This is a genomic window from Pseudomonas sp. BNK-7 (assembly GCF_048072025.1).
Taxonomy (GTDB): Bacteria; Pseudomonadota; Gammaproteobacteria; order Pseudomonadales; family Pseudomonadaceae; genus Aquipseudomonas; species Aquipseudomonas danubii.
In genome coordinates this window covers 5,929,525-5,949,102 of record NZ_CP182252.1, presented here as the reverse complement: position 1 = coordinate 5,949,102, position 19,578 = coordinate 5,929,525, and the positions used below count along the sequence as shown (strand labels likewise).

20 protein-coding genes and 1 pseudogene are annotated in these 19,578 nt (G+C 61.4%); 10 read left to right on the top strand and 11 right to left on the bottom strand.

Annotation, left to right across the window (positions count from 1 at the left end):
- The first annotated feature begins 22 nt into the window (after positions 1–22).
- Complete coding sequence (locus tag ACMGF8_RS26660) at positions 23–595, top strand: elongation factor P (protein WP_007931398.1); 573 nt, start codon at positions 23–25, stop codon at positions 593–595.
- Between the two features lie 71 nt (positions 596–666).
- Here ACMGF8_RS26660 and ACMGF8_RS26655 read toward each other — a convergent pair whose 3' ends face one another.
- The 3 genes from ACMGF8_RS26655 to ACMGF8_RS26645 form a co-directional block, all read right to left on the bottom strand.
- A complete protein-coding gene (locus ACMGF8_RS26655) occupies positions 667–1,086 on the bottom strand; it encodes an organic hydroperoxide resistance protein (RefSeq protein WP_102860898.1) in 420 nt (139 codons plus the stop codon).
- A gap of 214 nt (positions 1,087–1,300) precedes the next feature.
- Positions 1,301–1,762, bottom strand: coding sequence for a MarR family winged helix-turn-helix transcriptional regulator (locus tag ACMGF8_RS26650; RefSeq protein ID WP_102860899.1), 462 nt, complete (start codon positions 1,760–1,762; stop codon positions 1,301–1,303).
- A gap of 75 nt (positions 1,763–1,837) precedes the next feature.
- Positions 1,838–2,788 carry a LysR family transcriptional regulator gene (locus tag ACMGF8_RS26645; protein ID WP_102860900.1) on the bottom strand — a complete coding sequence of 317 codons (951 nt, stop codon included), beginning with the start codon at positions 2,786–2,788 and terminating at the stop codon, positions 1,838–1,840.
- 105 nt (positions 2,789–2,893) lie between these two features.
- Here ACMGF8_RS26645 and ACMGF8_RS26640 point away from each other — a divergent pair, with 105 nt between their 5' ends.
- On the top strand, positions 2,894–3,643 hold the full coding sequence (locus ACMGF8_RS26640; RefSeq protein ID WP_102860901.1) for a sulfite exporter TauE/SafE family protein: 750 nt from the start codon (positions 2,894–2,896) through the stop codon (positions 3,641–3,643).
- Here ACMGF8_RS26640 and ACMGF8_RS26635 read toward each other — a convergent pair.
- Positions 3,633–4,487, bottom strand: coding sequence for a LysR substrate-binding domain-containing protein (locus ACMGF8_RS26635; protein ID WP_102860902.1), 855 nt, complete (start codon positions 4,485–4,487; stop codon positions 3,633–3,635). The two genes, ACMGF8_RS26640 and ACMGF8_RS26635, sit on opposite strands and share 11 nt — an antisense overlap.
- Positions 4,488–4,584: 97 nt before the next feature.
- Here ACMGF8_RS26635 and ACMGF8_RS26630 point away from each other — a divergent pair, with 97 nt between their 5' ends.
- A complete protein-coding gene (locus ACMGF8_RS26630; protein ID WP_102861006.1) occupies positions 4,585–4,806 on the top strand; it encodes a DUF1127 domain-containing protein in 222 nt (73 codons plus the stop codon).
- Positions 4,807–4,871: 65 nt separating this feature from the next.
- Complete coding sequence (locus ACMGF8_RS26625; RefSeq protein WP_102860903.1) at positions 4,872–6,086, top strand: winged helix-turn-helix domain-containing protein; 1,215 nt, start codon at positions 4,872–4,874, stop codon at positions 6,084–6,086.
- A 67-nt stretch (positions 6,087–6,153) separates the two neighbouring features.
- Here ACMGF8_RS26625 and ACMGF8_RS26620 read toward each other — a convergent pair whose 3' ends face one another.
- On the bottom strand, positions 6,154–7,500 hold the full coding sequence (locus ACMGF8_RS26620) for a class II 3-deoxy-7-phosphoheptulonate synthase (RefSeq protein ID WP_102860904.1): 1,347 nt from the start codon (positions 7,498–7,500) through the stop codon (positions 6,154–6,156).
- Between the two features lie 160 nt (positions 7,501–7,660).
- On the opposite strand from ACMGF8_RS26620, the gene ACMGF8_RS26615 reads away from it, so the two are divergent.
- The gene (locus ACMGF8_RS26615; RefSeq protein ID WP_102860905.1) at positions 7,661–8,416 is read left to right on the top strand and encodes a spermidine synthase; all 756 of its coding nucleotides are present in this window, start codon (positions 7,661–7,663) and stop codon (positions 8,414–8,416) included.
- Between the two features lie 52 nt (positions 8,417–8,468).
- On the opposite strand, the gene ACMGF8_RS26610 is transcribed toward ACMGF8_RS26615, so the two are convergent.
- Positions 8,469–9,260, bottom strand: a complete 792-nt coding sequence (locus ACMGF8_RS26610; protein WP_207166341.1) for a crotonase/enoyl-CoA hydratase family protein — start codon at positions 9,258–9,260, stop codon at positions 8,469–8,471.
- Between the two features lie 95 nt (positions 9,261–9,355).
- Positions 9,356–9,571, bottom strand: a complete 216-nt coding sequence (locus ACMGF8_RS26605) for a hypothetical protein (RefSeq protein WP_162884077.1) — start codon at positions 9,569–9,571, stop codon at positions 9,356–9,358.
- Between the two features lie 76 nt (positions 9,572–9,647).
- Between ACMGF8_RS26605 and ACMGF8_RS26600 the strand changes: the two are divergent.
- A pseudogene (locus ACMGF8_RS26600) lies at positions 9,648–11,355 on the top strand (DEAD/DEAH box helicase).
- A gap of 138 nt (positions 11,356–11,493) precedes the next feature.
- On the opposite strand, the gene ACMGF8_RS26595 reads toward ACMGF8_RS26600, so the two are convergent.
- Positions 11,494–12,261, bottom strand: coding sequence for a DODA-type extradiol aromatic ring-opening family dioxygenase (locus ACMGF8_RS26595; RefSeq protein WP_207815055.1), 768 nt, complete (start codon positions 12,259–12,261; stop codon positions 11,494–11,496).
- Between the two features lie 101 nt (positions 12,262–12,362).
- Between ACMGF8_RS26595 and ACMGF8_RS26590 the strand changes: the two genes are divergently transcribed.
- Positions 12,363–13,031, top strand: coding sequence for a thiopurine S-methyltransferase (locus tag ACMGF8_RS26590; RefSeq protein ID WP_102860908.1), 669 nt, complete (start codon positions 12,363–12,365; stop codon positions 13,029–13,031).
- Between the two features lie 65 nt (positions 13,032–13,096).
- Here the strand turns inward: ACMGF8_RS26590 and htpX are convergent, their stop codons facing one another.
- Positions 13,097–13,984, bottom strand: coding sequence for a protease HtpX (htpX, locus tag ACMGF8_RS26585; RefSeq protein ID WP_016965069.1), 888 nt, complete (start codon positions 13,982–13,984; stop codon positions 13,097–13,099).
- Positions 13,985–14,288: 304 nt separating this feature from the next.
- Positions 14,289–15,500, bottom strand: a complete 1,212-nt coding sequence (locus ACMGF8_RS26580) for a pyridoxal phosphate-dependent aminotransferase (RefSeq protein WP_016965070.1) — start codon at positions 15,498–15,500, stop codon at positions 14,289–14,291.
- Positions 15,501–15,723: 223 nt separating this feature from the next.
- Here ACMGF8_RS26580 and msrB point away from each other — a divergent pair, with 223 nt between their 5' ends.
- The 3 genes from msrB (at position 15,724) to ACMGF8_RS26565 (ending at position 17,163) form a co-directional block, all read left to right on the top strand.
- Complete coding sequence (gene msrB, locus ACMGF8_RS26575; RefSeq protein ID WP_102860909.1) at positions 15,724–16,116, top strand: peptide-methionine (R)-S-oxide reductase MsrB; 393 nt, start codon at positions 15,724–15,726, stop codon at positions 16,114–16,116.
- A 103-nt stretch (positions 16,117–16,219) separates the two neighbouring features.
- Positions 16,220–16,705: a glutathione peroxidase gene (locus tag ACMGF8_RS26570; protein WP_102860910.1), complete on the top strand. Its 486-nt coding sequence runs from the start codon at positions 16,220–16,222 to the stop codon at positions 16,703–16,705.
- On the top strand, positions 16,702–17,163 hold the full coding sequence (locus ACMGF8_RS26565; RefSeq protein ID WP_115580629.1) for a MarR family winged helix-turn-helix transcriptional regulator: 462 nt from the start codon (positions 16,702–16,704) through the stop codon (positions 17,161–17,163). Before ACMGF8_RS26570 ends, ACMGF8_RS26565 begins: the two co-directional genes overlap by 4 nt.
- Here ACMGF8_RS26565 and ACMGF8_RS26560 read toward each other — a convergent pair.
- On the bottom strand, positions 17,147–19,468 hold the full coding sequence (locus ACMGF8_RS26560; RefSeq protein WP_207815053.1) for a hybrid sensor histidine kinase/response regulator: 2,322 nt from the start codon (positions 19,466–19,468) through the stop codon (positions 17,147–17,149). The two genes, ACMGF8_RS26565 and ACMGF8_RS26560, sit on opposite strands and share 17 nt — an antisense overlap.
- Between the last annotated feature and the right edge of the window lie 110 nt (positions 19,469–19,578).

Genomic DNA, 19,578 nt, shown 5'->3' with positions numbered 1-19,578 from the left:
CATCCAAATTCGGATATTCGCAATGAAAACTGGTAAAGAACTCAAACCCGGTACCGTGATCCGTATCGACAACGATCCTTGGCTGGTTCAGAAAGCTGAATTCACCAAGTCCGGTCGTAACAGCGCGATCATGAAGACCAAGCTGAAGAACCTGCTGACCGGTTACAAGACCGAAACCGTTTACGGTGCGGACGACAAACTGGACGACGTGATCCTGGATCGCAAAGAAGCGACCCTGTCGTTCATCAGCGGTGACACCTACACCTTCATGGACACCACCGACTACACCATGTACGAGCTGAACGCCGAAGACATCGAGGCCGTTCTGCCGTTCATCGAAGAAGGCATGACCGACGTTTGCGAAGCCGTGTTCTTCGAAGACCGTCTGGTTTCCGTTGACCTGCCGACCACCATCGTACGTCAGGTTGACTACACCGAAGGTTCCGCTCGCGGCGACACTTCGGGCAAGGTGATGAAGCCTGCCAAACTGAAAAACGGTACCGAGCTGAGCGTTGCGGACTTCATCGAAATCGGCGACATGATCGAGATCGATACCCGCGAAGGCGGTTCCTACAAGGGCCGCGCCAAGGTTTAATCCTGGTTCGATCTTGTCGATGAAAAAGCCCGACCTTGAGTCGGGCTTTTTTATGCCTGGCGTTTACCGTTTCAGACGTTCACGTGCAGGCGTACATCAACATTGCCGCGGGTGGCGTTGGAGTAGGGGCAGACCTGATGTGCGGCATCCACCAGGCTTTGCGCCTCTTCCTGAGCCACGCCCGGAAGGCTGACATGCAGATCGATATCCAAGCCAAAGCCGCCAGGGATCTGACCGATACCGACATGGGCGGTGATCGAGGCGTTGTCCGGGATCTTGCGCTTGCTCTGGCTGGCAACGAACTTCAGGGCACCGATAAAGCAGGCCGAATAGCCGGCAGCGAACAGCTGTTCCGGGTTGGTCGCCTGTCCACCGGCCCCGCCGAGTTCCTTGGGGGTGGCCAGTTTGACGTCGAGGATGTTGTCACTGGAAACAGCGCGGCCATCACGGCCACCGGTGGCGGTTGCAACTGCGGTGTAGAGAGTTTGCATGGTGAAAACCTCGTGCTGGGTTGTTTTTGCGCTAATTATTTGCGCGCTAAGTAAGTGCGAAATAAATGTATCGCTCAAATATTTAGTGCGCAAGATATATTTTATGCAAACTCTTGTCTGAAGCCCTGTTTCTGGCTCAACTCATTGTTTTTTATAAATATATTTTTTTCTCAAAACCAGCCCCAGCCATAGGCGCTGGCTTGTCGGCGAAGCCTTAGAGACTGTCCTGCAAATGCCCCCGCAGCATCTGTAAATCTTCTTGCAGCTGCCGCAACTGCTCCACTGTCCGACCGCTGGCGCCGAGGATGCACTGTGGGATGTTCCGGGCTTGTTCGCGCATCGCTCGGCCCTGTTCCGTCAGCTCGACAATGACCACTCGCTCATCTTCCCGGCTGCGAGTGCGGCTCAGCAGGCCCTCGGCTTCCAGGCGCTTGAGCAAGGGAGTCAGCGAGCCGGGGTCGGTCAGCAGGCGCTGGCTGATTTCGCCGACGGTCAGGCCATCCCGCTCCCAGAGCACCAGCATTGCCAGGTACTGCGGATAGGTCAGCCCCAGTTGCTGCAGCAACGGTTTATAGACCTTGGTCAGTAGCAGCGATGTGGAGTGCAGGGCGAAACACACTTGGTTGTCCAGCAGCAGCTGTTCGCAGGTATCCGGGGTAGAGCGGTCGGTGGTCATGTCGGGGGCCTTGGTCGTTAATGGTCCTGAATCTAGCGGGCGAGTCTTTAATGCACCAGATAATTTTCTTCGACGTCAGTTCATTGCACTCTGCAGTGCCAGGTCCCATGGCGGAACCGGACTGAAGCGACTTTTCAGGTACTCCAGCAGCAGGCGGCTACGGGCATTGGGATGCTGCTCCATACGCAAGGCATAGATACCGGCGGTTTCCGGCTTGGGTAGACCGTTATCACAGAACAACGGCACCAGTTCTCCGCGCAACAGGTACTCACTCACCAGCCAGGTGGGCAAGTGAGCAATTCCCAGCCCGGCCAAGGCTCCCGAAAGCAGGGCTTCGGCATTGTTGGCGCTGAGGCGGATGCGTTGTGGGCGATGACTGTGCAGCTGTCCGTCCCGTTCAAAGCGCCAGGCGAACAAGGGTGCCAGGCCATCCCAGTCGAGGCCGTCGTGCTGGCTGAGCTCAGCGGGTTGAGTCGGGGTGCCACGGCTCTTCAGGTAGGACGGACTGGCGCAGGCAATGCGTACGATGCTGGCCAGGGAGGTGGCCACCATCCGGGTATCCACCTGTTGCCCGGCCCGCAGTACCAGGTCCACTTTGCCCAGGTGCGAGCCCTGCATGTCGACGAAGCTGTCGATCAGGTGCAGTTGTACATCCAGGCCGGGATAGAGCACCAGGAAGTCGGCGATCGCCGGTGCCAGATGACGGCGGCCGAAGGCGGCCGGGGCATCGATGCGGATCAGGCCTTCCGGCGCATGGCTCAGGGACACCGCCTCGGCCCGGGCCAGTTGCAGTTCAGCGACAATGCGCCGGGCCCGTTCGGCGAAGGCCAGGCCAGCGGCTGTGGCAACCACGGCATGGGTGGTGCGCATGAACAACGTGGTGCCCACGGCACTTTCCAGGCTGTCGATACGCCGGGCCACGGCGGAGGGCGTCAGTGGATGGCGGCGAGCCGCGGCGGAAAAACTGCCGGCTTCCAGCACATCGAGAAACAGCCCCAGTTGTTCGGTGAGAGTGTTGGGATTCATGGTCAGAGCGCTTATGCGAAAACGGCACAGCCATTGTGCGTTGCTGTGCGTTTCCGTGCCAGGGCCGACTGCGTAGCATGCAGCTCTCAGGTGAGGAGAGCGGCTGTGATCGAGTTAGTGATGTATCTGCTGTTGGGCGCGGCCCTGGGCACTGTGGGTGGTTTGTTCGGTATCGGCGGCGGCTTGATCGCGATTCCCGTGCTGGGGGTGTTGTTCGGCCTGGATCAGCAGATTGCTCAGGGCACCGCGCTGGTGATGGTGGTGCCCAATGTGATGCTGGCGCTGTGGCGTTATCACCAGCGCAACCGCATCGAACTGCGCCATGCCCTGCCACTGGCGCTGATGGGCTTTTGTTTCGCCTGGCTCGGCTCGATCTGGGCGGTGGGCATCGACGCACAGAAGATGCGTATCGGCTTTGTCGTCTTTCTCCTGGTGCTGTCGGCCTACAACCTGCTGCGCATGTTCATGAGCAGCGCGCCGGCCAGCACGCGGATGCGTTATTCCTGGCCTTGGCTGGGGGTTCTGGGCGCTGCCTCCGGGGCCATGGGCGGGTTGTTCGGCGTAGGCGGAGCGGTAGTGGCCACGCCAGTATTGACCAGCGTCTTTGGCACCTCCCAGGTGGTGGCACAAGGGCTGTCCCTGGCTCTGGCGTTGCCGAGCACCGGGGTGACTCTGGTGACCTACGGCGTCCATCACCAAGTGGACTGGATGATTGGTCTGCCGTTGGCGGTCGGCGGCCTGTTGAGCATCAGTTGGGGAGTGAAGGTGGCTCATGCTTTGCCCGAGCGCCTGCTGCGGGCGCTGTTCTGCGGTTTCCTGGTGGTGTGCGCGGTGATGCTGGCCTTCAAAGTTTGAAGCCTTCGACAATGTGCTCCGCCAGGCATTCGGTGATGGGGGAGGGCGTATTGAGGTTGCGCAGCAGCATGATGCTCGCCTCCGGCAATTGGGGCAGGCCCTGTGCCTCGCCGAGAATGCGCATGTCCGGTGTGATCAGGCTTTCCAGTTGCGCGGTGATTGCCAGCCCGGCACTGACCACGGCCATCAACGCCGCCAGGCTCGAGCTGTTGTAGGCAATCCGGTAGTCGAGTCCGGCGGCGTCCAGGGCGTTGCAGGCCCAGAGTCTGCAAAAGCAGTCGCTGTTGAACATCGCCAGGGGCAATGGCGATTGCTCGTGGGGATTGAAGCCCTGGGCCACGGCCCAGACGAAGCGCTCCTTGCGCAGCAGTTGGCCGATCTCGCTACCCGGCTCGCGGGTGACGATGGACAGGTCCAGGTCCTGGCGTTGCAGCAACTGTTTGCTGGATTCGCAATGCACCTCGATCTGGATCAGCGGGTAGCTTTGGGCAAAGCGCGACAGGATTCCCGGTAGAAAGCGCATCACATAATCATCCGGAGTGCCGATGCGAACCAGGCCCACCATGTGCGGCTCGCGCAGGGTGTTGAACACCTCGCTGTGCAGTTTCAGGATGCGTCGGGCGTAGCCCAGCAGCACCTGGCCCTCGGCGGTGAGCTTGACCTGGCGCCCGTCGCGCTGGAACAACTGGCGTTGCAGCACATCTTCTTCCAGGCGTTTCATCTGCATGCTCACCGCCGACTGGGTGCGATTGACCCGTTCGCCGGCCCGGGTAAAACCGCCTTCATCGGCGATGGCGACAAAGGTGCGCAGGACTTCGGTGTCGATGCTGGGGAACTGGGACATTCCATCAAATCCTGAGATGAATGACATAAGAAACATTCGTTGGATTGATCTTAATCCTAAGCAGAGACTGGCGTCATCCCCACTGGAGGGCAAGATGATGAAAGGTCAAAAGGGTTATGTGCTGGTCCACAAGCTGTCATTTCAGGCGCTGTCATTGAGCGGCTTATGGCGCAGGGTCATGCGCTGGTATGAGCTTGGGCGTGAGCGCCGGATGCTCGCCGGGCTGAGCGATGAGGCGTTGAAGGACCTGGGCCTGACGCGGGCCGATGTCGAGCATGAGCGGGTCCGCCCGTTCTGGGACGACCCGATGCATAAATAGCGGCAAGGGTGCTACACAAGCCGCTTCCCGGTGCGCTAGCGTGCGGGCAGACAAGGAGAACTCCCATGCCTGCACAATGCTCTTTCTCTCTTAAACAGGCTCGCCGACTGGCGCTGGCCGCCCAGGGTTTCGGCGGGCGCCAGCCGTCGGCAACGATCAAGGCCGCACGCCTCAATCTGCAAATAGAACGCCTGGGCCTGTTGCAGATCGATTCGGTCAACGCCTTGGTGCGGGCCCATTACCTGCCGCTGTTTTCCCGCCTGGGCAGTTATCCACAGGCGTTGCTCGATCAGGCCGCCTGGAGTCAGGGCCGGCAACGCACGTTGTTTGAATACTGGGGGCATGAGGCGTCGTTGCTACCCATGTCCATGTACCCGCTGATGCGCTGGCGGATGCAGCGGGCAAAACAAGGGCAGGGTATCTACTCCCAGTTGACGCGCTTTGGTCAGGAGCGCCAGGCCACTGTCCGTCGGGTAATGGCCGCGGTTCAAGAGCAGGGCGCGCTAGGCGCCGGCAGCCTGTCCACCCGTGAGGAGCGTGCCGGGCCCTGGTGGGATTGGAGCGATGAAAAGCATGCGTTGGAATGGCTGTTCGCGGCCGGTGAGGTAACGGTGGCGGGGCGCCGCGGCTTCGAGCGCCTGTACGATTTGCCAGAGCGGGTGATCGCGCCGCAGATCCTTCGGCAACCGCTGCTGGATGAGGCTCAGGCCCAGCGTCGCCTGATGCTGCATGGCGCAACCGCTCTGGGTGTGGCCACGGAAAAGGACCTTCGGGATTATTTTCGTCTCGATCCAGGCGACAGCCGTGCACGACTCGCCGAACTGGTGGAGTCCGGTGAGTTGCTGGCCTGCGAGGTTCAGGGTTGGCGTCAGCCGGCCTATTGCCTGCCGCAGGTCAAGGTGCCGCGCAAGGTCGAGGCCAGTGCGCTGTTGTCACCGTTCGATTCACTGATCTGGGAGCGCAGCCGCACTGAGCGACTGTTCGATTTCCGCTATCGGCTGGAGATCTATACGCCCCGACACAAGCGGGTCTATGGCTATTACGTGCTGCCGTTCTTGCACAACGAGCGGATCGTCGCTCGGGTCGATTTGCGGGCGGAGCGAGCTCAGGGGCGTTTGGCGGTGCATGGGGTGCATGAAGAGCAGCCCGGTCTGGACGAAGAGGGCATCCGGGCATTGGCCGTGCAATTGCGCAAGATGGCCGATTGGCTGGGGTTGGAGCAGATTCAGCTCAATTGCCAGCGTGATGCTGCGCGACATCTGCGTGAGGTGCTGGAGTGAAGCGCTTCGCGGGCAAGCCCGTTCCTACAGTGGCCTTGCAGGAGCGGGTTTGTCCGCGACAGCGCTTTTAGCGTTTGACCTGCTTCAAGGTCTCGGCAATCAGGAAGGCCAGTTCCAGCGACTGGTCGGCGTTCATCCGTGGATCGCAATGGGTGTGATAGCGATCCGATAGGCCGTCTTCGGTAATAGGCCGTGCGCCGCCGATGCACTCGGTGACGTTCTGACCGGTCATCTCGATATGGATGCCGCCGGCATAGCTGCCTTCGGCCTGGTGCACCTGGAAGAACTCCTTGACCTCGGTGAGGATCTGCGCGAAATCCCGGGTCTTGTAGCCGCTGCTGGCCTTGATGGTGTTGCCGTGCATCGGGTCCGAACTCCAGAGCACCTGCTTGCCTTCGCTTTCTACCGCACGGATCAGTTGCGGCAGATGATCGCCGACCTTGTGGGCGCCCATGCGCACGATCAGGTTGAGGCGCCCGGGATCGTTGTCCGGGTTGAGGATGTCGATCAAGCGGATCAGTTCCTCGGTGTTCATGCTCGGGCCGACCTTGACCCCGATCGGGTTGTTCACGCCCCGCAGGAACTCGACGTGGGCACCGTCGAGCTGGCGAGTGCGGTCGCCGATCCACAGCATGTGCGCCGAGCAATCGTAATAGTCGTTGGTCAGGCTGTCGCGGCGGACAAAGGCCTCTTCGTAATTGAGCAGCAGCGCTTCATGGGCGGTGAAGAAGCTGGTCTCGCGCAGTTGCGGCGAGCTGTCCATGCCGCAGGCACGCATGAAGGCCAGGGTTTCATCGATGCGGTCCGCGAGCTGGCTGTATTTCTCGGCCAGAGCCGAGTTGGCGATGAAGTCCAGGTTCCACTTGTGCACCTGGTGCAGGTCGGCAAAGCCGCCTTGGGCGAAGGCCCGCAACAGGTTCAGGGTGGCCGTGGCCTGGTGGTAGGACTGCAGCAGGCGGTCCGGGTCCGGTATCCGGCTTTTTGCATCAAAGCCGATGCCGTTGACGATGTCGCCGCGATAGGCCGGCAAGGTCACGCCATTGATGGTTTCGTCGTTGGCCGAGCGCGGCTTGGCGAACTGGCCGGCCATGCGTCCAACCTTGACCACCGGGCAGCCGGCGGCAAAAGTCATGACAATGGCCATCTGCAGCAGCACCTTGAAGGTGTCGCGGATCTTCGCGGCGGAGAATTCGGCAAAGCTTTCGGCGCAGTCGCCGCCCTGCAGCAGGAAGGCGCGGCCCTGGGTCACTTCGGCAAACTGGCGGCGCAACTCCCGGGCTTCACCGGCAAACACCAGCGGTGGATAACTGGCCAGGGTTTGCTCGACCTGCAGCAGATGCGCAGCGTCGGGGTACTGGGGTTGTTGCTGGATCGGCAAGGCGCGCCAGCTGTCGGGGCTCCAGGGTTGGCTCATCGCGGACTCGAGTGCGTTACGGTGGGAGGGGCATGTTAGCAGCAAATTAGTGCGTGACCTGCTCCTCTCGCTTGGCCGACAATCGCGCCTTTCCCGCTCGCTGCCGAGCGGTTGGTTTATCGCGCCGGCTCGATTGCGAGCCCCGCGACTAGGAGATGAAATGACTGAGGAGCGCGTCGAGCGTGTGCTCGCCGAGGTTCATGACCAGTTCGGCATGATTCGGGTATTGGAAGTGGCGGACTACCGCTTCCTCGAATTTGGCGACGCCATCGAGCAAAGCTGCGTGTTCACCGCCGACCCCAGCTGGCTGGAGTACGACTACACCCGGGCCATGCTGATCGGTGCCCTGTGTCATGAGGCGCCGGAGAGCGCACTGTTTCTCGGCCTGGGCGCCGGGACCCTGACCCAGGCCTGCCTGAAGTTCCTGCCCCTGGAAGACGTCGAAGCCATCGAACTGCGCCCGGATGTTCCACGCCTGGCCATCGAGTACCTGGGCCTGGACGATGATCCGCGTCTTTATATAAGAGTCGGTGACGCCCTGGAGTTGCTGGACAGTGCCGAATCCGCTGACCTGATCTTCGTCGACCTGTACACCGATGTCGGCCCGGGCGTCGGTCATCTGGCCTGGGGCTTCCTGGAAAACTGCCAGAAGCGCCTCAATCCTGGAGGTTGGCTGGTGATCAACCAGTGGGCTACCGATGACGGCAAGCCTCTGGGCGCAGCCTTGTTGCGTGGCCTTTATCACCGCCACTACTGGGAGCTGCCGGTGAAGGAGGGCAATGTGATTCTGATCGTGCCATCCGACCTGGAGCAGGACCTGGACCTGCCGAGCCTGACCGCCCGGGCTGAAGCCCTGGCCCCGCGCCTGGGCTATTCCCTGCAGTCGCTGATCAAGGCCATTCGTCCCGCTACCTGATATTTGCGCAGGAGCCGGTTTGTCGGCGAGGACGATCTGCCGGCCACCTGGTTCAGCAACCCTTGAACACCCCCGGTCGCTTCTCGATCATCGCCCGCACGCCTTCCTTGGCGTCCTCACTGTTCATCAGGTTGTGTATCAGCGGTGGCAAGCCCTGAGCGGCCAGCGTCTCGCCTTCGAGCCTGGCCTGGCGCGCCGACATCAGCGTCGCCTGCACCCCCAGCGGCGCCTGTCGGGCAATCCGCTCGGCCAGTTCAATGGCCCGGGGCAGCAGGTCCTCACTGGCCATCACTTCCTGGACCAGCCCCAGGCGCAGGGCTTCATGGGCATCGAACTCGTCACCGGTCAGTAACCAGCGCATGGCATTGCCCCAGCCGGCCAGTTGATGCAGGCGCAGGGTTGCGCCGCCGAAGGGAAAGATGCCGCGCTGCACTTCCATCTGGGCAAAGCGCGTATTGCTGGCGCAGAGGTTGATGTCCGCCGCCAGCATCAACTCGATGCCGATGGTCAGGCAGTAACCCTGTACGGCGACTATCACCGGCTTGCTTACCCGTGGTCCGGCGAACACGCCCCAGGGGTCGCAGCCGCCGGGCGGTGCCTGCCAGCCCTGAGCCAGGGCAGCGCCGACATTGGCCAGGTCCAGCCCTGCGGTAAAGTGTTCGCCGTGGCCGAACACCACGGCGATCCGCGCTTGGCTGCTGGCTTCGAACTCGCCATAGGCCAGGCTCAGCTGGTTGAGCAGCTCCAGATCGAAGGCATTGCGCTTGGCGACCCGGTCCAGGCCGATCAGGAATAGATGACCGCGCAGTTCGCGGCTGACACGGCTGGCACTGGGCTGATTCATGGGCGCGATCCTCAAGGGGGAAAGAGGGAATGGGCGAGACGGCTTTCAAGCACCAGGGTGAATCGTTTTAGCGGTGGCGACCAACAACGGCGGGCTCAAGCAAAATAGCGCGCCCTTCGAGTCTGCGCAAAGCCCGTGACCATCGGGCGTTCAGCGGATTTTTCCGATAAAAAAAACTCCCTTTTTTGAGTAATTCCGGTATAGTGCGCGCCGGCCTTTAGCCGGGCCACGTTTAGGTAATGCAATTCCCCGAAGTCAGCTTCGGCTGCTTGTCCGCTGCGCGGACTATCCTTGACGATCCATTCATCCAATCGTTTTCGCAAATCCCCGCCGACAAAGCTGCCAGGGTGACTCTTGAGTCTTACACGGCATGCGCAGCTTTGGAGCATGGGTCTTTGCGGATGCACTTAGAGGCAGACCCATGACCCAGGAAATCGGCGGCTTCGCCGCTCTTGAACTTCATCCCAATATTGTCGCTGCAGTAGTCGCTACCGGCTATGAAGAGCCTTCGGCTATTCAGCAGCAGTCGATCCCGATCATCCTTGCCGGTCACGATATGATTGGTCAGGCGCAAACCGGTACCGGTAAAACCGCTGCCTTTGCCCTGCCTATCCTGCACCGCATTGATCCGTCCAAGCGCGAGCCGCAAGCTCTGATCCTGGCCCCAACCCGTGAGTTGGCGCTGCAAGTTGCAACCGCTTTCGAAACCTACGCCAAGCAAATGCCGGGCGTGACTGTTGTGGCCGTCTACGGCGGTGCGCCGATGGGCCCACAACTGAAAGCAATCCGTAATGGCGCACAGATCGTTGTCGCCACTCCGGGCCGTCTGTGCGACCACCTGCGTCGCGACGAAAAAGTGTTGGCCACCGTGAACCACCTGGTTCTCGACGAAGCCGACGAAATGCTCAAGCTGGGCTTCATGGATGACCTGGAAGTCATCTTCAAGGCCATGCCTGAGTCCCGCCAGACCGTACTGTTCTCGGCCACTCTGCCGCAGTCGATCCGGGCCATTGCCGAGCGTCACCTGAAGGACCCGAAGCACGTCAAGATCCAGAGCAAGACCCAGACCGTCACCGCGATCGAGCAGGCTCACCTGCTGGTTCACGCTGACCAGAAGACCTCTGCTGTTCTGAGCCTGCTGGAAGTTGAAGATTTCGACGCCCTGATCATGTTCGTGCGCACCAAGCAAGCGACCCTGGACCTGGCCAGTGCCCTGGAAGCCAAAGGCTACAAAGCCGCTGCGCTGAACGGTGACATCGCCCAGAACCAGCGTGAGCGCGTGATCGACTCCCTCAAGGATGGCCGTCTGGACATCGTTGTGGCCACCGACGTCGCCGCTCGTGGTCTGGACGTACCGCGTATCACCCACGTATTCAACGTGGACATGCCGTACGACCCGGAATCCTACGTGCACCGTATCGGCCGTACCGGCCGTGCCGGTCGCGAAGGTCGTGCGCTGCTGCTGGTGACTCCGCGTGAGCGCCGCATGCTGCAAGTGATCGAGCGTGTGACCGGTCAGAAGGTTGCCGAAGTTCGCCTGCCGGACGCCCAAGCTGTTCTTGATGCACGCATCAAGAAACTGACCAACAGCCTGTCGCCGCTGGTAGCTGATGCTGAAGCCACCCACGGTGAGCTGCTGGATCGCCTGACTGCCGATATCGGTTGCAGCCCGCGCGCCCTGGCCGCGGCCCTGCTGCGCAAGGCCACCAATGGTCAAGCGCTGAACCTGGCAGCCATCGAGAAAGAGCGTCCACTGGTGCCCAACAGCGCGCCACGTGGTGATCGTCCTGAGCGTTCCGGCGATCGTCCTGATCGTGGTGATCGTGAGCGTCGCGCGCCAATGCCTCTGGGCGAAGGCCGTGCTCGCTGCCGTACCGCGCTGGGTGCCCGTGACGGTATCGCTGCCAAGAACCTCTTGGGCGCGATCCTCAACGAAGGTGGCCTGGCCCGTGAAGCCATCGGTCGCATCCAGGTGCGTGACAGCTTCAGTCTGGTCGAGCTGCCGGAAGACGGTCTTGACCGTCTGCTGACCAAGCTCAAGGACACTCGCGTGGCTGGCAAGCAGCTGAAGCTGCGTCGCTACCGCGAAGATTGATCCGCCCTCGGGCTGATTGATCAGGCATAAAAAATCCCCGACTGGTTCGGGGATTTTTTTTGCCTGGAGTTCGGGCCGGGACTGTTCGCCGGCAAGCCGGTTCCTGCGGGGTTGTGTAGCAGCCCTGCCGTTGAGGCTTCAGCCAAAGCGGTAGATGTCCATGCCCAGCGCGCCCAGGGTGAAGCCCTGGTGGGCCACGCTGAATTCGCCACCGGCACCTCGGGCGAAGTACAGCGGCAGCAGGTGTTCATCGCTGGGATGGCTGCGCACGGCATGCGGTGCCTGCTGCCGGTAATCATGCAGGGCCGTTTCATCATTGGCCGCCAGTTTTTCGATCATCCAGTCACGAAAGGCCTTGGCCCAGGGTTCGACGCTTTCCGGGCCGGCGTGCCAGTCCAGCTCCCGCAGGTTGTGGGTGATGCTGCCGGAGCCGATCAGCAACACGCCCTGTTGCCGCAGGCCTGCCAGGGCGTGGCCGATGCGGGTCTGCAGGGCCGGGCCCAGACGAGTGGGCAGCGATAGCTGGATCACCGGGATGTCCGCTTGCGGGTACATCAGCGACAGCGGCACCCAGGCGCCGTGGTCGAAGGGGCGCTGGTTGTCCAGCTGCGCCGGCAGGCCGTCGGCCTTGAGCAGCTCCACCACTTGTGCCGCCAGTTCAGGATCGCCGGGAGCCGGGTATTGCACGGCAAACAGTGCAGCGGGAAAGCCGCCGAAGTCATGCCAGGTTTCCGGATGAGGGTGGGCGCTGACTCGCAGATCCTGGCTTTCCCAATGGGCTGAAACCACCAGGATCGCCTTGGGGCGTGGCAGCTGTGCCGCCAGGTTGGCCAGGGCAGGACCGCTGGCACCGGGCTCCAGGGCCAGCATGGGAGAACCGTGGGAGATAAACAGGCTGGGGAGCATGAGAAGGTCCTGAAGGTTAAGATGCGCCATCTTCAATCAGATCATTGATCTAAATCTAATATAAGTTTTAGGGCTTTTTGATCGAATTTTAAGGACTTCTCATGCAAGCGGACTTTTGGCACAAGCGTTGGGAGCGGGATCAGATCGGCTTTCACCTGGCAGAGGTCAACCCCTACCTGCAGCAGTACTGGCCGGCTCTGGGGCTGGCGGCACAAACCCGTGTGCTGGTGCCGTTGTGCGGCAAGAGCCTGGACCTGATCTGGCTCGCCGACCAGGGCTTCGAGGTGCTGGGCATCGAGCTGGCGGAAAAGGCGGTGGAGGATTTCTTCCGTGAGCATCAGTTGCAGCCGCAGATCAGCCAGCACGGAGAGTTCAAGGTCTATGCCCAGGGTCCGATCCAGCTCTGGTGCGGCGATTTCTTTGCCCTGACTGCCGAGGACACGGCTGGTTGCACAGCCCTGTACGACCGTGCGGCCATGATTGCCTTGCCCCCGCCGATGCGGCAGCGCTACACCGCCCACCTCAATGGCCTGTTGCCGGAGGGCAGCCAGGGGCTGCTGATAACCATGGACTACGCCCAGGAGCAACTGGACGGGCCGCCATTCGCGGTGCTCGACGATGAAGTTCGCCAGGGCCTGGGGGATGTCTGGCAGCTGCAGGTCGAAACGGAGCGCGACATTCTGGGAGAGAGCTGGAAGTTTCTCCAGGGTGGCGTGACCCGGCTGGTGGAGCGGGTCTATCGCCTGAACAAGCAAGGTGTCCGTGAATAGGCTTTATTGGCGGCCATGCAAAAGGGCGACTCGCGTCGCCCTTTTGGGTATGGCCTTGCAGCGGATCAGCCGCGACGACGCAGGGCGTCGATACGCTCTTCCAGCGGCGGGTGGCTCATGAACATGCGAGCCAGACCCTGTTTGATGCCGCCATTGATGCCGAAGGCGTTCAGGGTGTCGGGCATATGCACCGGCAGGCCCTGTTCCGAACGCAGGCGCTGCAGGGCGCCGATCATGGCGTTGGTGCCGGCCAGGCGGGCACCGGCTTCGTCGGCACGGTATTCACGCTTGCGCGAGAACCACATGACGATGGCGCTGGCCAGGAAACCCAGGACCAGCTCGGCGAAGATGGTCGCCACGTAGTAGGCAATGCCCTGGCCCTCTTCGTTCTTGAAGATCACCTTGTCGACGAAGTTGCCGATGATCCGCGCGAAGAACATCACGAAGGTGTTCACCACGCCCTGGATCAGCGCCAGGGTCACCATGTCGCCGTTGGCAACGTGACCGATCTCGTGGGCCAGTACGGCTTTCACTTCATCGGGCGAGAAGCGTTCCAGCAGGCCCTGGCTGACCGCCACCAGGGCGTCGTTCTTGTTCCAGCCGGTGGCGAAGGCGTTGGCCTCGTAGGCCGGGAAAATACCCACTTCGGGCATCTTGATCCCGGCTTCGCGGGACAGTTGCTCAACGGTTTGCAACAACCATTGCTCATGGCGGGTGCGCGGTTGAGTGATGATCTGCGTGCTGGTGCTCATCTTCGCCATCCACTTGGAGATGAACAGCGAGAACAGCGAACCGGCAAAACCAAAGACGGCACAGAAAATCAGCAGCTGATTGAGGTTGAGATCAACCCCATTGGCCGCCATGAACCCGTTGAAGCCGAAAAGGCTCAGGGTGATGCTGGCAATCAGCACGACCGCAAGGTTAGTGGCCAAAAACAGCAGGATTCGCATCATGGTTGTAGAAATCTCCTCAAGCTAAAGATGTAGCGTACTGCGGGGTATATAAGGTGCGGCAACGGCCTATTCAATACGGCTTCTATTTCAAACTGTGTCGTCTAGCCCCGGGGTTAGACGCTTGCATTGACGCGGCGCGGGCGATTGTCGGATGGGGCAATCAACCGGCTGCGGTGCAGGATTTGTGACAATGGGCCGGACGGAAAGTGCAAGCTTATAGAAGGGGCGTGGTGCAGGGCAGCGAAGATGTGTTGCTGAATTAATCGCAGTGCGACCGGGTAAGGATCGCACTGCGTGATTCGGATTACTGGCGGTAGGACTTGAGGAAACTTCCGATCCGCCCAATGGCCTGTTCCAGGTCATCGACCCGCGGCAGGGTGACCACGCGGAAGTGATCCGGCCAAGGCCAGTTGAAGGCGGTGCCCTGGACCACTAGGAGTTTTTCCGAAAGCAGCAGATCGAGAACGAACTTCTCATCGTTATGGATCGGGCAGACTTTCGGGTCGATCCGGGGGAAGGCATACAGCGCGCCCATGGGTTTCACGCAGCTGACCCCGGGAATGTCGTTGAGCAGCTCCCAGGTACGGTTGCGCTGTTCCAGCAGGCGGCCGGGCGGCAGCACCAGGTCATTGATGCTCTGGTAGCCGCCCAGGGCGGTCTGGATCGCGTGCTGGCTGGGCACGTTGGCGCACAGGCGCATGTTGGCCAGCATGTCGATGCCTTCGATATAGCTCAGGGCATGCTGCTTGGGACCGGAAATGGCTACCCAGCCGGAACGGAAGCCCGCCACCCGATAGGACTTGGACAGGCCGTTGAAGGTCAGGCACAGCAGGTCCGGCGCCAGGGAAGCGGTGCAGATGTGCACGGCGTCATCGTAGAGGATCTTGTCGTAGATCTCGTCCGAGAACACCACCAGGTTGTGCTGGCGGGCCAGTTCCAGCATGCCCAGCAGCACTTCCTTGGGGTACACGGCGCCGGTGGGGTTGTTCGGGTTGATGATCACCAGGGCCTTGGTGTTCGGGGTGATCTTGGCCTTGATGTCGGCCAGGTCCGGCCACCAGTTGGCCTGCTCGTCGCACAGGTAGTGCACCGGGTTGCCGCCAGCCAGGCTCACCGCGGCGGTCCACAGCGGATAGTCCGGGGCCGGCACCAGCACTTCGTCGCCGTTGTTGAGCAGGGCCTGCATGGCCATCACGATCAGCTCGGAAACACCGTTGCCCAGGTAGATGTCTTCAATGCCGATACCTTCTACCTGCTTTTGCTGGTAGTACTGCATCACCGCCTTGCGCGCACTGAACAGGCCCTTGGAATCGCTGTAGCCCTGGGCGGTGGGCAGGTTGCGGATCACGTCTTGGAGAATCTCGTCCGGCGCTTCGAAACCAAAGGGCGCCGGGTTGCCGATGTTCAGCTTGAGGATGCGATGGCCTTCCTCTTCCAGACGCTTGGCGTGCTTGAGCACTGGGCCGCGAATGTCATAACAGACGTTGGCGAGCTTGTTCGATTTGCTGACCTGCATGGCGATGTGTTCCCGAAAATGAACGATCCAGGCGGAGGATGAACTACCGTACTGGGAATCCTGCCGTGTCACACCGGCCTGTAGCCCGCACCGGCGCGGCAAAATCCGTTTGAATGGGTGTAACGCGGCTGCCAGACTGGCGTCTGACGAGGCGCAATCATACGTGCCGCCCGATCCGTGGAAAAGACACAGATCGGGCTTTTTCCGTTGCAGAGGAAGGACCATGGAAAAGCTGGAAAAAACCCTGGAAGAGTGGCGGGCGATGCTCGATCCGGAGCAGTACAACGTCTGCCGGCTCAAAGGCACCGAACGGCCCTTCTCGGGCAAGTACAACGGCACCAAGACCGATGGGATCTATCATTGCATCTGCTGCAATGAGCCGTTGTTCGACTCCAAGGCCAAATTCGACTCCGGGTGCGGCTGGCCGAGTTTCTTTGAACCCATTGCCGACAGTGCCATGGTCGAGATTCGGGACGTGAGCCATGGCATGATCCGGACCGAAGTGGTCTGTGCCAGATGCGACGCGCACCTTGGCCATGTTTTCCCGGACGGCCCGCCGCCCACCGGCTTGCGTTATTGCATCAATTCGGTTTGCCTGGATCTGGTTCCGCGCTAAGCACCAGGGCGATTCTTTGGAGTCGCCCTTTGTTCAATTAAATTGCGTGCAATTTAATTGAGCGCTATTTTTACCGCCTCTTATCTTGAATGGAATTGCTGCCATGACCGATTCGCTGCTGACTATTCCCTGCACCACCATCAAGGGTGAACACAAGACCCTGGCAGACTTCTCCGGCAAGGCCGTGCTGGTGGTCAACACCGCCAGCAAATGTGGCTTCACGCCCCAGTACAAGGGATTGGAGGAGTTGTGGCAGACCTACAAGGACCAGGGCCTGGTGGTACTGGGGTTTCCGTGCAACCAGTTCGGCAAGCAGGAACCGGGTGACGAAGGGGCGATTTCCGAGTTCTGCGAGCTGAACTACGGTGTCAGCTTCCCGCTGTTCAAGAAGATCGAAGTCAATGGCGCCGCCGCTCACCCGTTGTTCGTCCAGTTGAAGAAGCGTGCGCCTGGGGTCCTGGGTTCCCAGGGCATCAAATGGAATTTCACCAAGTTCCTGATTGGCCAGGACGGCAAGCTGGTCAAGCGTTTTGCGCCGACCACCAAGCCCCAGGACCTCGGCCGCGAGATTGAAGCCCTGCTCAAATGAACGACCTGTCGGCTGATTCACTGAAACTCGATTCCCAGCTGTGTTTCAAGCTGTACGCTGCCTCGCGGGCGGTGGTTCGTGGCTACAAGCCGATGCTCGACCGCCTGGGCCTGACCTATCCGCAGTACCTGGTGATGCTGGTGCTGTGGGAGTGGCATGCGGTGCCTGTGCCGCAGCCGACGGTGAAGGCGCTGGGGGAGCGTCTGTCCCTGGACTCCGGCACCCTGACCCCATTGCTCAAGCGTCTTGAACAACTGCAACTGGTGCAGCGCCAACGCTCAGGGCGTGATGAGCGGGAAGTGCACCTGAGCTTGAGTGAAACGGGCCTGGCGCTGCGCGATCAGGTGCCGCCGCTCAAAGCGGCGCTATTGTGCGAGAGCGGCGTTGACCTCAACAGCCTGGACCAGTTGCGCGACGGCCTCGATCACCTGCTGCAGCAGATCAGAGCCTTGTCGTAGTGGGCACCCACAGATCCAGCAGGGTGATCAGTTCCTCGCGGCGAAATGGCTTGGCCAGGTAGTCGCTCATGCCCGCCGCTCGGCAGCGTTCGCGCTCCTCGGGCATGGCGTTGGCGGTCAGGGCAATGATCGGCAAGTCCGGCCAGCGCCCACTGCGGCGGATCTGTCGGCTGGCTTCATAACCGTCCATGACCGGCATGTTGCAGTCCATCAGCACCAGGTCGAAGCGGTTGTGCTCCAGCTGGTTGAGGGCCTCGGCGCCATGGACGGCCACGGTCACGGCACACCCGAGCTTGCTGAGCATGCCTTTGGCCACCAGTTGATTCACCGGGTTGTCTTCCACCAGCAGAATGTCTGCCCGGCGGATCTGCGCCGGCATTTCCAGTTGGGCGTCATTGAGGGTAATGGTTTCCGCCAGCAACGAGCGGCGCAGGGTCTGATACAAGGCATTGCGCGCCAGGGGGCGAGCCTGTTGCTGCAGCGGTGCCAGGGCGCTGGCCTCTTCGCTGGGCAGGAAGCTGCCATAGGCGGTCACCAGCAGGATCGGCGCGGTAATGGCCGGGCGCAGGCCGAACAGGCATTCCGGGCAATCCGTGATCAGCAGGTCGGGGTCACGCCCGGCCAGCGAGTCCTCGATGTCGTAACGCTGGTAGTCGAGCCCCCAGGTCGGCAGCAGGGAACCCAGCAGTTCAGCCAGGCCGCTGCCGGCGTCGGTGATGGCGATGATCTTGCCGGACAGCGCCGGCGGCGCAATGGCCGGGGTGTGGCAGGGCAGCGGCAGATCGGCGCAGAACTGACTGCCGAAGCCCACTTCCGAGCTGATGCTCAAGCGCCCGTTCATGGCCTCGCAGAGGTTGTAGGTCAGGGCCAGCCCCAGCCCCGTGCCGCCGTATTGGCGGGTGATACCGGCGCCCGCCTGGGTGTAGGGCTGGAAGATCCGCACCTGGGCTTCCTGGGCGATGCCGATCCCGGTGTCGCAGATTTCGATACGCACCCCGTCGCCCTGGGTGCTCAGGCGCACATCGACGCGGCCGAAGCGGGTGAACTTGAGGGCATTGGACAGCAGGTTGCTGACGATCTGTCGTACCCGCATCGGGTCCCCTAGCACCAGGGCCGGAAAGTCCGGGGCGATCAGGCAGGCCAGTTCCACGCTGGCTGCCGCGTTCTGCGACAACAGGTTGGCGGTGTCTTCCACCAGCACCCCGAGGTCGAAGGGGATGCGCTCCAGCTCCAACTGCCCGGCGTCGAACTTGGACATGTCGAGAATATCGTTGAGCAGCTCCACCAGGACTTTGCCGGAGTCGTGGGCGATAGACAGTTGCTGGCGCTGTTCGGGGGTCAGCGGGCTGTCCAGGGACAGGGCGATCATCCCCAGCAGGCCGTTGAGCGGGGTGCGGATCTCGTGGCTCATGTTGGCCAGGAATGCGGCTCGGGCCTGGGCCATGTCCAGGGCAGTGCGCCGGGCGATCTCCAGCTCCTCGTTGGACTGGCTGAGCCGGGCGTTGCTGGCCTTGAGCTCGGTGGTGCGTGCCGAGACCATGTTTTCCAGCTGCCCGAGGTATTCGGTCAGACGGTTCTCGGCATTGCGTCGTTGCTGGATCTCGGTGGCCATGATCTCGAATTGCTGGTTGGCCACCTTGACCAATACCCCGACTTCATCGTTCTCGTGGCCATGGGGAAACTCCAGTTTGGTCTGTTGCGGGCTGCGCGGGTCACGGCTGCTGAGCTCGCGGATCACCCCCACCAGAGGCTTGGTCAGCATCACATAGAACAGTGCCAGGAGAATCCCGGTGAGGATCAGGCTACGGGCGAAGCCGTTGATCAGGGTGACCTCGGCGCGGCGCAGGAAGCGGCTGCCGAAGGCATAGGTGTCGACGTCCAGATGCAGCGTGCCGAGGGACTCCTCGGGCAGGTGGCTGAGGTACAGGCGATTTTCGAACTGCCGGTCAGCACCGAACAGGAAGTCGCTGAGGGCCCGGTAGGGGCTCTGTTGCGCGGGCCGTTCGACGTTGGCCAGCAGGGTATTGTTGTTGTCGATGAGCTGCGCACGAATGATCGCCGGGGAACGCAGCAGGCCCAGGGTCAGTTCCTGGGCCAGTTCGGAGTCGATGTTGTAGGCAATGCGTGAGGCCGGGTTGTGACTGATTTCCAGCAGTGACTGAATTTCACGATTGATGGAGGCATCTTCGCTGGCATAATCGATGCCGATTTGCAGCAGACTGAGCGCGGTCCCCAGAATGAAACCCACCAGCACGGTGAGCCGGGCCTGTTTATAGGACAGGCGATTGGTGAACTTGATATCCATGGGGGGCTGAACCACTTTCGTTTCCCTTCGCTGCGCAAGCATAGCTGATCATCTTTGGTTGCCGGCCTGGCCTGGCAGCAGCTGATAAGGCAATAGACCCTTTGATCAGG

Bases quoted from the DNA above. Each gene is read 5' to 3' on its own strand.
- ACMGF8_RS26570 (WP_102860910.1), top strand. From the start codon at position 16,220: ATGACCGATTCGCTGCTGACTATTCCCTGCACCACCATCAAGGGTGAA.
- ACMGF8_RS26590 (WP_102860908.1), top strand. From the start codon at position 12,363: ATGCAAGCGGACTTTTGGCACAAGCGTTGGGAGCGGGATCAGATCGGC.
- msrB (WP_102860909.1), top strand. From the start codon at position 15,724: ATGGAAAAGCTGGAAAAAACCCTGGAAGAGTGGCGGGCGATGCTCGAT.
- ACMGF8_RS26620 (WP_102860904.1), bottom strand. From the start codon at position 7,500: ATGAGCCAACCCTGGAGCCCCGACAGCTGGCGCGCCTTGCCGATCCAG.
- ACMGF8_RS26655 (WP_102860898.1), bottom strand. From the start codon at position 1,086: ATGCAAACTCTCTACACCGCAGTTGCAACCGCCACCGGTGGCCGTGAT.
- ACMGF8_RS26595 (WP_207815055.1), bottom strand. From the start codon at position 12,261: ATGCTCCCCAGCCTGTTTATCTCCCACGGTTCTCCCATGCTGGCCCTG.
- ACMGF8_RS26645 (WP_102860900.1), bottom strand. From the start codon at position 2,788: ATGAATCCCAACACTCTCACCGAACAACTGGGGCTGTTTCTCGATGTG.
- ACMGF8_RS26580 (WP_016965070.1), bottom strand. From the start codon at position 15,500: ATGCAGGTCAGCAAATCGAACAAGCTCGCCAACGTCTGTTATGACATT.
- ACMGF8_RS26635 (WP_102860902.1), bottom strand. From the start codon at position 4,487: ATGTCCCAGTTCCCCAGCATCGACACCGAAGTCCTGCGCACCTTTGTC.
- ACMGF8_RS26615 (WP_102860905.1), top strand. From the start codon at position 7,661: ATGACTGAGGAGCGCGTCGAGCGTGTGCTCGCCGAGGTTCATGACCAG.
- htpX (WP_016965069.1), bottom strand. From the start codon at position 13,984: ATGATGCGAATCCTGCTGTTTTTGGCCACTAACCTTGCGGTCGTGCTG.
- ACMGF8_RS26630 (WP_102861006.1), top strand. From the start codon at position 4,585: ATGAAAGGTCAAAAGGGTTATGTGCTGGTCCACAAGCTGTCATTTCAG.
- ACMGF8_RS26660 (WP_007931398.1), top strand. From the start codon at position 23: ATGAAAACTGGTAAAGAACTCAAACCCGGTACCGTGATCCGTATCGAC.
- ACMGF8_RS26625 (WP_102860903.1), top strand. From the start codon at position 4,872: ATGCCTGCACAATGCTCTTTCTCTCTTAAACAGGCTCGCCGACTGGCG.
- ACMGF8_RS26565 (WP_115580629.1), top strand. From the start codon at position 16,702: ATGAACGACCTGTCGGCTGATTCACTGAAACTCGATTCCCAGCTGTGT.
- ACMGF8_RS26650 (WP_102860899.1), bottom strand. From the start codon at position 1,762: ATGACCACCGACCGCTCTACCCCGGATACCTGCGAACAGCTGCTGCTG.
- ACMGF8_RS26560 (WP_207815053.1), bottom strand. From the start codon at position 19,468: ATGGATATCAAGTTCACCAATCGCCTGTCCTATAAACAGGCCCGGCTC.
- ACMGF8_RS26610 (WP_207166341.1), bottom strand. From the start codon at position 9,260: ATGAATCAGCCCAGTGCCAGCCGTGTCAGCCGCGAACTGCGCGGTCAT.